Origin of the sequence: Aeromonas sp. 600479, from assembly GCF_049175515.1 — a bacterium.
Taxonomy (GTDB): Bacteria; Pseudomonadota; Gammaproteobacteria; order Enterobacterales; family Aeromonadaceae; genus Aeromonas; species Aeromonas veronii_A.
This window is the reverse complement of sequence record NZ_JAAKVF010000010.1, coordinates 12,334-27,555: the sequence shown is the minus strand read 5'-3', so window position 1 is coordinate 27,555 and position 15,222 is coordinate 12,334. Positions and strand designations below refer to the sequence as shown.

Sequence of the window (15,222 nt, the reverse complement as noted above, 5' to 3'; positions counted from 1 at the left end):
TTATCTCTGTTCTATCCTAGGCAAAGGTCAGGAGGGTTGTTATCTCGCAGCCAGCCCCTCGCCCACCTCATGGCGAGAGCAGATTGTCGCACCTATGCAACAGGAATCATCGAAATAACTGCATAGGTGGAAAAATTATGGCGGGTACAGCAGCAAGCGGCAGATATCATAATTGGAAAAACGGTTATATATTGAAGGCCCGATAGTGAGTATTTCATCGTAATAACACCTTATTTCTCGAACGTCCGATTACGCTTCGTTAATCGAATCCACGTATCTAATATTAAAAGGATCCGAGATTGAAAATCAGTAATGTACATTTAATTGGATTTAGAAATTTTGCGGACTCCAGCATCAACTTCAAAGACAACACCTTAATAATTGGTTCCAATGACATAGGGAAAAGTAATCTCCTACATGCATTGAGAATTTTATTAGACAAAAGCTTATCTGAGGCCGACCTTGAACCTAATGAGCTAGATTTTCATATTGGTCTAACCGATGTTAGTAATGAAATATCAATTACTATAAAATTCACTAATGTCATCGAAGATGCAGTCATCTCAGTTCTTAAAGGAAATGTGAGTGATGATAATGAAACATTTCTTAGATACGTAGCACAGAGGAATAATTTAGATTACAAACTTTACATAGGCCCCTCACTGAGTGAACTAGAAGAAATTAGCGGACGGTTCTATCTAAAATACATGCATTTAAAATATATTGAATCACAACGTGACTTAGAACAATTCATAAGAAAAGAAAACGGCAACTATTAAGAATTGCACAAGAGTCTCTTTCAGAAAAAGAAAAAGAGGAAGACGATGACTTGCTCCGTGAGATAGGCCATGATTTAGAGTTATTAAATGAAAAGATAGCACAGTTAATTTATGTTGACAAAGCGACTCAAGATGTTAATGATGAGCTTAAAAAACTAGCTTACCATTATTCTGATTATGAGGTACAACTTGATACTGGCGCAATAAAAGTCAATGACTTTATAGAAAAACTACAGCTTGGAGCTAATACGAACGGTTCTAACGTGATGCTTGGTGGTGATGGAAGGAATAATCAAATATTACTAGCTTTATGGAAAGCTAAAAGTGCCAGAGAGCATGATTTAGAAAATGAAGTTATATTTTATGTCGTCGAAGAACCTGAGGCACATTTACACCCTCATCAACAAAGAAAACTAGCATCATATTTGATTGATGAGTTACCAGGCCAAACTATTATTTCATCACACTCACCACAGATAACCGTAAACTTCTCTCCAGACTCAATCATTAGATTACTACGTCAAGATACAGCTACTATTGCGGCAAGTGGTGGCTGTTCAGACTGCATAGAATCTGATTGGGATAATATGAGCTACAGGATGAGTATCCTGCCTGCAGAAGCATTTTTCTCCAATGGAGTATTTTTAGTTGAAGGGCCATCTGAAATACTTTTATATCAGTCACTATCGAAATCTATTGGTATAGATCTAGATTATGAAAATCTGTCAATTCTTTCCGTAGATGGAATTTCCTTTAAAGTTTACACATCAATATTAAATGCTCTCGCTATCCCATGGACAATGAGAACTGATAATGACACATCAAAAGTACCCGGAAAAAATGAGTGGCAATACTCTGGCATCAATAGATGTTTAAGCATATCGGGTCAACCTCAACTAAAAAATAGTGATATAGAGCTTACTTCACAAAAAGTATTAGATAATGGCATGTGGGAACATGTATCTGGCCATTATTAATGGACAAGGCATTTTCTTATCAAAAATAGACTTAGAAACAGACTTGGTTAATGAGTTGCCAGATGAAATAAACGATGCTCTCGGAAAGACAGATATTGATTCATCTATTAAATATCTACAAGAAAAGAAAGCACTAAGAATGAGAGGTCTTCTTTTATCTATCGAGGACAAACTTTATAAGTTGCACGATGGTGAATTAGTCCGACCATTACGAAAGTTAATAGAATTGAGAAAATCATAATATGGCTATATTTAATCCCACTCCACAACAACAGGCAGCGATAGACTACCCAGATAGTATTGTTGTTACAGCATGCCCAGGCAGCGGTAAAACCACAGTGATGAGTGAAAAAATCCGCTTGGTAACCGCAAGCCAACCAGGTCATAAAGGTGTCATTGCTATCACATTTACTAAAAAGGCAAGTGAGGAGTTAAAGAAACGCTGCAAAAAAAATTCTCATGATACAAAACTAAGTTTTTTCGGTACAATTGATAGTTTCTGTTTGAAAGAAATCATAGTCCCATTTCTAGGAAGGATATGGGGCGGCAAACCATCTAACTGTAAGATAATAAAAAGGCTTGAAACTCACCATAGAGGATACCTTTCTCAGAATTACACATCCCCCACAGAAAGAGATCTCTATTCTGATGATGGATTTCAAAGACTCTATAATGACGATATATTGTGGATGAGTAGTTTTTCTGCATTATCGCTTTTTATTCTCAATCATTCAACTTCAGCACAACGTTATTTAAAAGCCCGCTATTCACATGTTTTTATAGATGAATACCAAGATTCATCAGAAGCACAGCATGAGTTATTCATTAAACTACACCAGCTTGGTTTAGTCGCAACAGCTGTTGGTGACATTGATCAGTCAATATACAGATTCAGAGGAAGTCAACCTGAATTACTACTTGAATTAACTAGAGATATAGTTAACTTCAAGCATTTTAAACTTTCTCTGAATCATAGATGCCACCCATCAATCATTAACTATAGCTCTCGTATTCTTGACCCTTCATGTGACTTAATAACACATAAAGATGACATTAGAGTTTATAGACTGCGATTTAATGGAAATTTAATCGAGACAGCCAATCAAATTACTCCTTGGATAACAGGATGGTTGGAGTCAGGACAAATTAGACGAGCTTGTGACATTGCTGTCTTAGCTAAGAAAGAAATATCTTTGAGGGAATTTTCATCCGGCTTAGGCGTTAATTACAGACTATATAATGACACGCCTTTACATGACATAGGCTCTGAACCATCAGATATTTATTTAGATTTTCTTCTTTATAAGCACACAACTATTTTAACTGCGCAAGACTTTATTGATAAATATTCTAACCGATTAGTAGGAGAGAGAATTGCCGGTCTCAGAAAAACACTAAAAGCCATTAGAAATGAACAAGACGTCAATAGCTTTATAGAAAAATGCTGTAGTTTTATGCGTCTGATGGGATATATGAATTTCGATGAAGAAAATGATGCCGTTAGATCTGTATGGGCCAATGAATCGTTAATAAAGTTATTTATGCCAGTTACTGATGATGAAGTTCAGTTAATGACATTACATAAATCCAAAGGATTGGAGTTTAAGATTGTCTTACATCTGGACATGGAGGAATGGTCTTTCCCCCACAGAATACCCGGTGTCAACCGCAGTGACATAAATTATCCCAGTCTAGAAGAAGATACTAATTTACATTATGTTGGTATCACTAGAGCTGAAGAATATTGCATTTTAGTTCAAACAAATATGAGGCGAAATGCGAATTGTGGCTATGCTCCCTCACGTCCATCATATTTCTTAAACCTACCTCAACTAACAGGTTTATATCAATAAAGATAAACTAGATTAGATCTAGACGAGAGACCCCGCACAACAACGGCGATGCCATCCAAGCATTGGATGATATTCCGCCGGAGAATGACGTTAGCCCCCCTCACCCTAACCCTCTCCCACAAGGGGAGAGGGGATCAGAGCGCAGGCCACCGAGGCTTAAGCGGATCGCAGAGGCTTAAGAGGTGTCGAGGGAAGAGACACAAACAAAAACCGCAGCACAAGGGCTGCGGTTTTTTTATTCGCTCAACCTGTTGGCACTAGACGCCAACAAGGCCAACCAGCCTTAGGCACGGCGCCAGCTGGTTTTACCGGCGCTGTCTTCCAGCACGATACTCATCTCGGTGAGACGGTTGCGGGCGGCATCCGCCGCGGCCCAGTTCTTGTCGGCACGGGCCTGATTGCGCTCGGCGATCAGGCGCTCGATCTCGGCAACCTCTTCGTCCGCTTCGTCACCCTTCAAAAAAGCCTCGGGATCTTGCTGCAGGATGCCGAGCACGGCGCCCAGCTCGCGCAGACGGGCGCCCAGCGCGGCGGCAACGGCCATGTCTTCACCCTTCTGGCGGTTGATCTCGCGCACCAGATCGAACAGGGCGGAGTAGGCTTCCGGGGTGTTGAAGTCGTCGTCCATCGCTTCCTTGAAGCGAGCCACCTGCTCGTCGCCACCGGCAGCGGCGGCTACTGGCAGATCGCGCAGGGCGGTGTACATGCGCTCCAGCGCGGCGCGGGCTTGCTTCAAGTTATCTTCCGAGTAGTTGAGCTGGCTGCGGTAGTGGCCAGACATCAGGAAGTAACGGACGGTTTCGGCATCGTAGTGGGCCAGCACGTCGCGGATGGTGAAGAAGTTGCCAAGGGATTTGGACATCTTCTCTTTATCCACCATCACCATGCCGCTGTGCATCCAGGTGTTGACGTAGTCGCCACCGTGGGCGCAGCAGGACTGGGCGATCTCGTTCTCGTGGTGCGGGAACTGCAGATCGGAGCCGCCGCCGTGGATGTCGAAGTGGTTGCCAAGGTGCTTGGAGTTCATGGCAGAGCACTCGATGTGCCAGCCAGGACGGCCCGGGCCCCAGGGGCTTTCCCAGGTCGGTTCGCCCGGCTTGGACATCTTCCACAGCACGAAGTCGAGCGGATTGCGCTTGGCATCGACCACGTCAACGCGGGCACCGGCTTGCAGCTGCTCCAGATCCTGACCGGAGAGCTTGCCGTAGTCGGCGTAGGATTCGACGATAAACATCACATCGCCGTTGTCCGCCACGTAAGCGTGCTCTTTATCCAGCAGGGATTGCACCAGCTCGATGATCTCTTCGATGTGCTGGGTGGCGCGCGGTTCGATATCCGGGCGCACCATGCCGAGGGCATCGAAGTCGGCGTGCATGTCGCCAATCAGACGCTCGGTCAGCTCGTCGCAGGTGACGCGGGTTTCAGCGGCGCGCTTGATAATCTTGTCATCCACGTCGGTGATGTTGCGCACATAGGTGAGGTCATAACCGGCGTAACGCAGGTAGCGAGCGACCACATCAAAGGCGACGAAGGTGCGGCCGTGGCCGATATGACAGTGATCGTAGATGGTGACACCACACACATACATGCCCACCTTGCCCGGGTGGATAGGTTTGAATTCTTCTTTTTGACGAGTGAGTGTGTTGTATATCTTCAGCATCTTCTAACCACTGCCTGTGAGTAAAATGGTTGGTCATAATACCCCGTTCAGGGGCAGAAAACGAGGCAGAAAAGCGGGCCAATCCCGCCTGCCAGCACGGTTACGGCGCCTGAGAGACTATGCCGCCAGCCCCTGATGGGCTAGAATTGCCACCACTTTATGCCATACACCTGCGGGCACTTCGTCGCCCGCATCAAATGAAAGGACATATCATGGTCACTCTGCACACCAATCACGGCGACATCACCCTCACCCTGAACGCTGAAAAAGCCCCGGAAACCGTGGCCAACTTCCTGCAATACTGCCGTGACGGTCACTACGACAACACCATTTTCCACCGCGTCATCGACGGCTTCATGATCCAGGGCGGCGGCTATGCTCCGGGCTTTGAAGAGAAAGACACCCGCGCCCCCATCAAAAACGAAGCGGCCAACGGCCTGTCCAACAAGATCGGCACCATCGCCATGGCTCGCACCATGGAGCCGCACTCTGCCAGCGCCCAGTTCTTCATCAACGTGAACAACAACGACTTCCTCGACTTCAAATCCGCCACCACCCAGGGTTTCGGCTACTGCGTATTCGGTGAAGTGACCGCCGGTATGGACGTGGTCAACAAGATCAAGGGCGTCAAGACCGGTAACTACGGCCGCATCCACCAAGACGTGCCGGTAGAAGACGTAGTGATCACCAAGGTGACCCTTGCTGACTGATCTCTGCCGACTCGGCACTGACAAAACTGCGGCCCCGGCCGCAGTTTTTCCATCTGTCTCTTCCACTGCCAGTCCGAACTGGCGCCGCCTCGACTATCTGGCCCACGGCAACCCGCGCCAGCGCTCGGCCCATGCCCTGCTCACCGCCGGTGTGTGGGATGAGCTAGCTGCGCAGTGCGCCGATATGGCGCTGGTGAGTACGCTTGCCATCGGCCTCGATCGGCCGGACAGCGATCTCGATATCCTCTGCCAGCATCCAGATCCCGCCGAGTTTGCCGCTACGCTTGCAACCCAAGGTTGGCTGGCAAGCATCAAGGGCGACAATATCTGGCTGCTGGAGCGCACCTTTTCCTGCCTCGACCAGAGCTGTGCTAATAGCGGTTCTGACAAGGGCGATGTCTGCTGGCTGCTTGAGCTCTATGTCACCCCAGCTCCCATCGAGACGCTGAACGGCTGGCGCCACCTCACCCTGATGGCGGTTTTGCTGCAACGCTTTGGCGATGCTTTCTATCAGGAAGTCTTGCGCCTGCGCCTTGAAGAGGGACTAAAAGGGGAAGCAGCCATGTGCCGGTTGCTGGGGCTGGCGGGCGATCCTTATGCCGCGCTGCTGACGCTGGAGGAACGAAATCTGGCCGAGTTGTCATGGCAGCCGCCATCCCGTGACGGTATGCATACATCCACTGATGCGATGGTGCCCGCAGCGCACTGTTCGTCCCCTGTTGTTTCTACTATCTCTGCCACCCCCGTTTGCCCTGTTTCGACCGAGAGCCCGATCCCCACATCATGAGCACCCTCTTTATCAGTGACATTCACCTCTCTGCCCAGCGGCCCGATATGACCGCGGCACTGGTGCGCTTTCTCGAGCACGACGCCCCCGGCGCCGATGCCCTCTATGTGCTGGGGGATCTCTTCGAATTCTGGATTGGCGATGATGACCCCAATCCGCTCCATCAACAGATGGCCGACGCCTTCTTGGCCCTGAGCCAGCAGAACGTGCCCATCTACTTTATCCACGGCAACCGCGACTTTCTGCTGGGCCAGCAGTTTGCCAAGCGCGCGGGGATGACATTGCTGGGTGACCCTTGCGTTATCGACCTCTATGGGGAGCGGGTAGTGCTGAGCCACGGCGATCTGCTCTGCACCCTGGATGAGGGGTATCAGAAGTTTCGTCGCATCACCCAGCTCAAGTGGCTGCGCTGGATCTTTTTGCGGCTGCCGCTCGCCCGCCGTCAAGCCATCGCCTGCAAGATGCGCGGCCAAAGCCAGATGGAAAATGCCCACAAGAGCCAGATCATCATGGATGTAACGCCCGCGGCGGTGGACGAGATGCTGCGCCAGCAAGACTGCCGGATGATGATCCACGGCCACACCCACAGACCCGCCATCCACGACTTCACCCTCGACGGCCAGCCGGCGCGGCGCATCGTGCTGGGAGACTGGTTCGAACAAGGCTCGGTGCTGATCTGCCGCCCCGGCGAGCAGCGGCTGGAAATGCGGGCGCTGGCAACGATCGAACCTGCTGCTCACCCATCCGCCTGACATCCCCCTGTTCGGGTTGCAGGCAAAACCTGCGGCCCGGCATCCCACGCCTGTACACCCGGTGAACCGACGTAGAACGGCGAGTTCGGTATGCCGATGTGCTGTTCGGCCCATCTGTAGCGGTTCTGCTGCACCAGCAACGGCAACAATCGACCAAAAAGCATGCAAGATGCTGAAAATAAAGATAATTAACCATTCAATCAACGTTGAAATAAGCAAGGTCGCTCATTAGACTACCGACTCCTCCCACCCGTCGTAACACAAGGAATGTACCAAACAATGAAAAAGACGGTTCTCACCCCCTTACTCGTGCTGTTGATCACAGGCTGTGGTGGCGGTGATGGCGAACAGGAAGAGAGTCCTATTGCTCCCCCTACTGAAACGCACTATTTCGAGGTGTCCAGCCTGAGCAGCCAGGGGGGGCAGTTAACTCCCACCCGCCTGAGGCTGGGGGAGGGGGAACAGGGGCGCTTCTCGGTACAGGCTGACAGCGGTTACGTGCTGACCGGGATAACCGGATGTGATGGCTCCCTGGACGGCCTCACCTATACCACAGGTCCCATGAGCAGCGATTGCCAAATCTCGGCCAGCTTCACTCAGGAGAGTGCCGCCGTCTATTTCAACGCCACCACCCAAGCTTCTCTGGGGGGCGCGCTCAGCCCCGACTCCCTGCGCCTGAACGTGGGTGAGCAGGGGCGTTTCACCGTGCAGCCCGAGAGTGGCTTCGTGCTGGCACAGATCGCAGGATGTGAAGGCACCCTGGACGGCCTCACCTATACCACAGGTCCCATGCGTGGCGATTGCCAAATTTCGGCCAGCTTCACTCAGGAGAGTGCAGCCGTCTATTTCAACGCCACCACCCAAGCTTCACAGGGGGGCGCGCTCAGCCCCGACTCACTGCGCCTGAATGCGGGTGAGCAGGGGCGTTTCACCGTGCAGCCCGAGAGTGGCTTCGTGCTGGCACAGATCGCAGGGTGTGAAGGCACCCTGACGGGTAACACCTACACCACCGGCCCCATGCGTGGTGATTGCCAAATTTCGGCCAGCTTCACTCAGGAGAGTGCCGCCGTCTATTTCAACGCCACCACCCAAGCTTCTCTGGGGGGCGCGCTCAGCCCCGACTCCCTGCGCCTGAATGCGGGTGAACAGGGGCGTTTCACCGTGCAGCCCGAGAGTGGCTTTGTGCTGGCAAACATCACAGGGTGTGAAGGCACCCTGACGGGTAACACCTATACCACAGGCCCCATGCGTGGTGATTGCCAAATCTCGGCCAGCTTCACTCAGGAGAGTGCAGCCGTCTATTTCAACGCCACCACCCAAGCTTCTCTGGGAGGCGCGGTCAGTCCCGACTACCTGCGCCTGAATGCGGGTGAACAGGGGCGTTTCACCGTGCAGCCCGAGAGTGGCTTCGTGTTGGCAAACATCACAGGGTGTGAAGGCACCCTGACGGGTAACACCTACACCACCGGCCCCATGCGTGGTGATTGCCAAATCTCGGCCAGCTTTATCAGCGATGCCGCCAATGCCATTACCCGGGAAGATCATACCCTTGCCAGCGAACAATCCCTGATCGCCCATGCCCGCGCGGCGATTGCCGACAGTGAGGCGCACCGCACCGAGCTGGTTCGCAGCCTCTATCAGGGGATGGCACAAATCAGCTGGAACCCGAGCCACGACTCCATCACCTTCTCCAGCTTCCAGCCGGAGAGCACGGTGACCCTGCTCCCCTCCAACATCAATGGCAAGGGGGAGAGCGAGATCCGGGGTCTGGTGATGGTCTCCGAGCAAGCCGATTACCGTCAGGCAGCCATGGGGGCGAACCTGTTTTCCGTTGACCGTACAGCGCAGAGCGAGGCGCTGCTCAAGGGGCTGATTGGCTGGCTGACCCGGGGCAAGGATAGCGATGGCCTGCGCATCATTACCACCCAGATGCCAAGCCGCGCCGATAGCGTCTATTTTCCCCACAACGAAGGCGTGCGGGACTGGCTCAAGGCGATCTATCCCGACAAGCACAGCATCAACCCGGCCAATGCCTGCGATTATCAGGCGCTGAGCGACTGTATCGACACCATGGCGCCGGAGCTTATCGTGATCAGCGATATCGACCGCCAGGGGCTGGGGTATCAGGGGATCGCACAGGGTATTGCCAAGGCCAAAGCGGCCGGGATCCCGCTGCTGCTCTCCAACTACCGGCGCGATGCCAGCCCGCTGCTAAGCCCCCTCTATCTCGATATGGGGCTGGTCACCTGGGGCAACTACTGGTCAAAACTCAGAGCCAGCGATCTGGCAGTGAACACCATCATGGCACCCGACGCCCAGCTGATGGCGGTCGATACCCTGCTTGGCAACCTTCAGGATCGCAACTTCACGACCCAGTGGCTCGATAGCTGCGGCGGCAACTTTATCAATTGCAGTGGCTCGGAGAGCTTCAACCAGCAGTTCAAGCAGGGGGCCGACTGGCTGAGAAATGGGGCTATCACCCTCGACAAGGCCGGGATCAGCCCCTTTGCCCGTGACGGCATGACACTGCTGCCCGCCACCCTGTTGCTGGCCGACAAATACCGTGCCGCCATCGACTACCCCATTGCCTGGGATGAGCATCAATCCTGGCAGCAGGCGATGTTTGCCGACTGGCTGGTGAGCTATGCCCGCACCCGTACCCCAGCCCAGCCCGATCTGGGGGAGTACGTCACCGATCGCAGCAAGGTGGTGAAGGGACTCGCAGCTCACTACGCCTATCCCGCAACGCTCACCGACAGTCGGCGCATTACGGTTCCCTACAGCGGGCAGTGGACCACCACCGGCTGGTATGCCCTGCCGGGACAAACCATCACCCTGAGACGCACCGATAACGCCGATGTGTCCGCCACCGTCCGGCTCAACTACCACAGGCCCAACACCAATCGCGCCTATGAGCAGAAGATCTATCGGGCGCCACTGGAGCTGACTACCGGGCGGTTGACCTTGGCCAAGGGGGGCCGTGTCACCTTCACCTCGCCCTATGGCGGCCCTATCTATCTCTATCTGGAAGGGGGGGCAGCATCGCTGGCCGTCCAGGTGAGCGCCACAGGCGTCACCCGTCATCCGGCCATCCTGGATTTCAGTGATGAGCAGCAGATCCGCGAGTTCAACGAGCGGCTGGCGCAAACCGAGCTGCCTCATATCGATCTGCGAGCCGATGGCGCCGAACAGCATCTGCGCCGGGATCGCTTCACCAATGCAGTGGGTGGCGTTATCCCCGACACCAATGCCCTGCTCGACAGCATCGCCCGGGATCACATCAATGGCGTCTACATCCTGGCGGGCCTGAAAATTCAGGGCAAGGGGCTCGATGAGTCGCTGCCGGCAGATGTTAAAAACGCCTGTGTGGCACTGCTGGGGGAGGGGTGTCTCGATGAATCGCTCCACACCCGCACCATCATCCAGCATGCCAACTATGACCAGAATGCCCATTGCGGCAGTGGTTGCAGTGGCAACCCGTGGGACTCTTCCGGCAGCATCAGCCCGACCGGCTGGCTCGACAATCACGAGCTGGGCCACAACCTGCAGACCAACCGGTTGAACGTGCAGTACGCGGCGGCAGGCGATGCCGACAACTGGAGTGGCTACGGCAGCCGGGCGGGGGAAAACTCCAACAATATCTTCCCTTATGTGGTGAAGTGGCGCGCCCATTATCTGAGAGATGGCAACACGGCGCCCATCAAGGATGGACACATGAATCACAAGGATCTCTTCTATGTGTTCATGTCTGATGCGGCGCAGGTACGGGACAGGAGTGGCAACCGCGTCGTGCTCGGGGCCAACTGCAAGGTGCTCGATATCGGCGAGAGTCGCTACGAAGCCCCCTGGAAGAGCAATGCCTACGCCGTTCATAACGGCTATCGCATGGCGTTTTATATCCAGATGGCATTGCGCGCCCACGGTATGATCCTGACTGATGGCACCCGGCTGAACGATGGCTTCACTCTCTTCACTCTGCTTTATCAGCACTCACGGATCTTCGGCGCGGCAGCAGACAGTGAAGCGCAGTGGAATGCCAGCAAGGATAGGCTCGGCTTTAGCCTGTTCCCCTACTCGGGGCATGCGGTCTATGGCGGCAAACGGGTGCGCGACATACCGGGCAATGACTTTATGCTGGTTGCACTCAGTCGGCTCACCGGTTGGGACTGGCGCAATCACTTCGATCTGCTTGGCCTGCGTTACTCAAGCCTCGCGGTCGCTCAGGTGCAGGCCAACCAGCGTTATGGCAGCCTGCCGATGGGGATGTATGTGCTTGAGGATGACCTGCCCCCAGCCAACATGAGCGAAGGTGTCACATTCTTGCCACTCTCCGAGAGCGACGGGTCCACTCTCTGGCCCCGCAACAGTGGCTCGCCGAGCATCTGCCCGGTTCCCTGAATCCGGTCATCACGATAACTACGACAAGCGCCCGGCAGGGCGCTTGTTATTTATCCCGCCTTTGGCCCCATGGTGGATGCCGAGGAGGTGGGGGGGAGAAGAACGAGCCGAAAGTGTGTCAGCCCATGCAAGGGTGGGGCTCATAAGTGACCCATTCACGCGACCATGTTACAGCACCGTCATCTGACCGGCATAGAGGATGAAGTAGCGCAGCAGCAAGATCCCCACCAGGCTCATGCTGCAGACCAGCACCAGATGGGAGCGCTGGTGCTGGCGAGCTGGCGAGCTGAGCAGCCCCAACAGTTGGGGAAGCAGGATGCCGATGCCAATCACGCCAAACCAGAAGACCTGCGACCAGAAGCCGCCGCCTATGGCCGCCCACATCGCTGCCTCCCGCTGGCCGCCACCGAAGTAGAGGCCGGTGAAGAAGCAGACCAGCAAGAAGACCTCGATGGCCACGATGGGGCGCTCGAAGCGATGTACAAAGCTCACCCCCTTGCTATGGCTGCTCTCCTTGAACAGAGTCACCGCCAGCAAGATGGTGGAGGCTACCCCCGAGCTGATACCGGATACCAGGAACAGCGCCGGCAGGATCGGGTTGTTGAGCATGGGGTAGGTCTTGAGCGCCGAGAGCAGGAAGCCGGTATAGGCCCCCAGCAGTACTGCCAGCAACAACAACAGGGGAGTAAGCAGTCGCTCAAGCTGTGCCACCTTGCCTATCAGGGTATCGATGAAGGCGAACCTGTCCGCCAGCAGGTGCCGCCGCAGCCCCTCGATCTCGGCTCTGAAGACCACCGCCAGCCAGGCAAACAACACAGTCATATAGACCTGAAACAGCATGACCCCCATCGACATCACGGAATCGAACTGATAGTGGAACATCAGCTTCCAGAAGGTCCAGGGACGAGCCAGGTGGAAGATGAGGATCAGCAGCCCCAGTATCACGCTGAGCGGGGCCAGAATGGCGGTCGCCCTGATGATGCCCTTCTCGCTGCCGGCCCCGCGCTGGCGCAACAGCACCGAGAGGGTGACTGAACCGGCGGAGATCCCCAGCAGAAAGAGGTAGATGGCGATGGGACCATCCCAGACCAGTGAGTCGAAGTGAAATGCGTTATGCCACATGGTACACACCTCCCATTTCGCTACTCACCATCTGCAGAGGGATACCGCCATGATGCGGGTTATGTGGACTCATGATTTTATCTCCCCTTTTGGTACCCGATACATCTTGGGCGAGGTGCCGAGGAACTGTTTGTAGCGATAGGTGGTCTCGTGCACCAGCCGCTTGGCGATCGGGCTGTGAGGATCATCCAGATTGCCGAACACCAGCGCCTTGGTAGGGCAGGCTTCGACACAGGCGGGTTGCTTGCCGTTGGCCAGATTGGTTTTGCGGCAAAAGTCGCACTTGTCGGCAGTGCGGGTGACCGGGTTGATAAAGCGGACCTGATAAGGACAGGCTGCCAGACAGTAACGGCAACCGACACAGAGATCGGGGTTGATGTCGACGATGCCATCCTCGGCCCGGATATGGGATGCGCCCGTCGGGCAGACATGCACACAGGGGGCGTTATCACAGTGCTGGCAGGACTTGCGGAAAAACCGGTACTCCTGATCCGGATATTCACCCACAGGCCCGGTACGCAGGATCTGCAGGCGGGCTACCCCTTGTGGCACCTGATTGACTTCCCGGCAGGCATCCATGCAGGCGGTACAACCGATGCAGGCGGTCTCATCGTGGATCATGCCGTAGCGTATCCCCCCGATGGTCATGCTGTTGGCCAGGGCGCGGGGCGACCCCGTCATCAGGATCAAGGCGCTGGCACTCATCCCCACCATAAACTCGCGACGGGTCGTGCTCATGCGCCCTCCTTGGCCGCGGCTTGCTGCCTGGCCTCATGCTGCTTGCTGTGGCAGTCGACGCACAGCTTGATGCGGGCCTTCTCGGGGATGCCGACCATGGGCTCTTTGGCCGGGTGCAACTGATGGCAGCTGGTGCAGGTCACGCGAGTCGCATGCACGTCGTGGGCCCACAGCGCCTTGCGCAGATCATCGGGCTCATGGCAGCTCATGCAGACGCCGTTTTGTTGGCTGAGCGGGAAGGCATCGTCGCCAAAGCGCATCACGTCGACAATGCCGCCACGCTGTTTGCGGTGCTGGGCTGACGGGTTGCCGTGACAGTTGGTACAGGTCACCGCTTCATTGGTATTGGGGTTGGTGACGCTGGCATGCTTGCCATGCATCCCCTCGTTTCCGTCGTGGCACTTGTCACACTTGGCGAAACGGGCGGCCGCTTTTTTCTCGGCTGCGGCTTTCTTCGCGGCTTTGGCCTGGCGTGCGGCCAGAGCATCGGCGGCACTGCTATCGGCCACAGTGCTGACGGCGGCAGACGCTGGTTCGACGGCGGTCGCGGCGAGGGCAAACTCGCTTGCACCCAGACAGATCGTGGCAAGCAAGGCCCACTGCATTATTTTTTTCATACTGGACTCCGGATCAAAGAGGTTCAGCGGCGTTATCCACCCCCTGACAAGAAAAAGAGCGACAAATACCTCCCAAAATGCCAGAAACGGGCAAGAGTCCCCCACCCACGACAGAGTGGGGGCTTGATCAATGGATAAACCTGACCGCTTTGGTTATTGCTGGCTGGCGTAGTACTCGGCCAGCGCCTTGAGGTCGGCATCACTCATGGCAATGATGGCGTTATTCATCTTCTCGTCATTGCTGCGCTTGCCAGCCTTGAACTCTTGCAGGGCCATCAGTATGTAACCTTTTGGCTGACCGGAGAGGATGGAGGCTTCATCGTCGGCAACGGAGCCGCCTTCGGAGTGACACTTCTTGCAACCAGACTCTTCATGCAGTTTTTGTCCTGCTTTGGCCAGTGCGGCATCGAACGGTTGTTTCATCGGTTGGTAGGGCAGTTCGGCATAGTAAGCTGCCAACTCGTCGATCTGATCGTCGCTAAGACCCTTAACAATGTCGGTCATGTTTCCCTGTTTGCTGGTGTCACCGGTGACATGATTAACGGTCTTAGCAGGGCGGCCATCCAGGTAGCTTCGCATCTGCTCCGCAAGATTAGATTCTGCTATTCCGGCGATTGTTGGAATATCTGTATGTGAGCTGATCCCTTGATTACCGTGACATGCGTTACATGTTTTGGCCATCTCGTCGACCCCGGCAAAGGCTGGCCCAATTGAACCAATCAACAGAGATAACCCCACCACTTCCAATTTCATGCTTCGCTTCATTTTGCACTCCTAGTGACATAAAAATCGTAAAAGCCAGTCTATACAGTTTTTTTATTCGAAAAAG

The 15,222-nt window shown here is 54.0% G+C and carries 13 protein-coding genes; 8 read left to right on the top strand and 5 right to left on the bottom strand.

Annotation, left to right across the window (positions count from 1 at the left end; translation table 11 throughout):
* Nucleotides 1-299 precede the first annotated feature (299 nt).
* From G5149_RS11900 to G5149_RS11885, 4 genes are read left to right on the top strand one after another with little or no spacing between them, the layout of a single operon-like run.
* Nucleotides 300-779 carry an AAA family ATPase gene (locus tag G5149_RS11900; RefSeq protein ID WP_421212489.1) on the top strand — a complete coding sequence of 160 codons (480 nt, stop codon included), beginning with the start codon at nt 300-302 and terminating at the stop codon, nt 777-779.
* A complete protein-coding gene (locus G5149_RS11895) occupies nt 749-1,756 on the top strand; it encodes an ATP-dependent nuclease (protein ID WP_421212526.1) in 1,008 nt (335 codons plus the stop codon). Before G5149_RS11900 ends, G5149_RS11895 begins: the two co-directional genes overlap by 31 nt.
* Nucleotides 1,737-1,997 (top strand): hypothetical protein, encoded by a 261-nt coding sequence (locus tag G5149_RS11890; protein ID WP_421212488.1) that lies wholly within the window; start codon nt 1,737-1,739, stop codon nt 1,995-1,997. The genes G5149_RS11895 and G5149_RS11890 overlap by 20 nt, the downstream gene beginning before the upstream one ends.
* A gap of 1 nt (nt 1,998) precedes the next feature.
* Nucleotides 1,999-3,609 carry a UvrD-helicase domain-containing protein gene (locus tag G5149_RS11885; RefSeq protein ID WP_421212487.1) on the top strand — a complete coding sequence of 537 codons (1,611 nt, stop codon included), beginning with the start codon at nt 1,999-2,001 and terminating at the stop codon, nt 3,607-3,609.
* A gap of 283 nt (nt 3,610-3,892) precedes the next feature.
* On the opposite strand, the gene cysS is transcribed toward G5149_RS11885, so the two are convergent.
* Nucleotides 3,893-5,269, bottom strand: coding sequence for a cysteine--tRNA ligase (gene cysS, locus G5149_RS11880; protein WP_421212486.1), 1,377 nt, complete (start codon nt 5,267-5,269; stop codon nt 3,893-3,895).
* A 212-nt stretch (nt 5,270-5,481) separates the two neighbouring features.
* Between cysS and G5149_RS11875 the strand changes: the two genes are divergently transcribed.
* From G5149_RS11875 to G5149_RS11860, 4 genes are all read left to right on the top strand, one after another.
* A complete protein-coding gene (locus G5149_RS11875; RefSeq protein WP_005337417.1) occupies nt 5,482-5,979 on the top strand; it encodes a peptidylprolyl isomerase in 498 nt (165 codons plus the stop codon).
* Nucleotides 5,969-6,766 carry a DUF4269 domain-containing protein gene (locus G5149_RS11870; protein WP_421212485.1) on the top strand — a complete coding sequence of 266 codons (798 nt, stop codon included), beginning with the start codon at nt 5,969-5,971 and terminating at the stop codon, nt 6,764-6,766. Before G5149_RS11875 ends, G5149_RS11870 begins: the two co-directional genes overlap by 11 nt.
* Nucleotides 6,763-7,518 carry a UDP-2,3-diacylglucosamine diphosphatase gene (lpxH, locus tag G5149_RS11865; RefSeq protein ID WP_421212484.1) on the top strand — a complete coding sequence of 252 codons (756 nt, stop codon included), beginning with the start codon at nt 6,763-6,765 and terminating at the stop codon, nt 7,516-7,518. Before G5149_RS11870 ends, lpxH begins: the two co-directional genes overlap by 4 nt.
* A gap of 279 nt (nt 7,519-7,797) precedes the next feature.
* The gene (locus tag G5149_RS11860; RefSeq protein WP_421212483.1) at nt 7,798-11,916 is read left to right on the top strand and encodes an ImpA family metalloprotease; all 4,119 of its coding nucleotides are present in this window, start codon (nt 7,798-7,800) and stop codon (nt 11,914-11,916) included.
* Nucleotides 11,917-12,084: 168 nt separating this feature from the next.
* Here G5149_RS11860 and nrfD read toward each other — a convergent pair whose 3' ends face one another.
* The 4 genes from nrfD to pdsA all read right to left on the bottom strand — a co-directional run bounded on the left by nrfD (nt 12,085) and on the right by pdsA (nt 15,158).
* Nucleotides 12,085-13,038, bottom strand: a complete 954-nt coding sequence (nrfD, locus tag G5149_RS11855) for a cytochrome c nitrite reductase subunit NrfD (RefSeq protein WP_421212482.1) — start codon at nt 13,036-13,038, stop codon at nt 12,085-12,087.
* 69 nt (nt 13,039-13,107) lie between these two features.
* Nucleotides 13,108-13,776 (bottom strand): 4Fe-4S dicluster domain-containing protein, encoded by a 669-nt coding sequence (locus G5149_RS11850; protein WP_005346807.1) that lies wholly within the window; start codon nt 13,774-13,776, stop codon nt 13,108-13,110.
* A complete protein-coding gene (gene nrfB, locus G5149_RS11845) occupies nt 13,773-14,393 on the bottom strand; it encodes a cytochrome c nitrite reductase pentaheme subunit (RefSeq protein ID WP_005346804.1) in 621 nt (206 codons plus the stop codon). Before nrfB ends, G5149_RS11850 begins: the two co-directional genes overlap by 4 nt.
* Before the next feature lie 153 nt (nt 14,394-14,546).
* Nucleotides 14,547-15,158: a periplasmic diheme shuttle PdsA gene (pdsA, locus tag G5149_RS11840; protein ID WP_337072735.1), complete on the bottom strand. Its 612-nt coding sequence runs from the start codon at nt 15,156-15,158 to the stop codon at nt 14,547-14,549.
* Nucleotides 15,159-15,222: the final 64 nt, after the last annotated feature.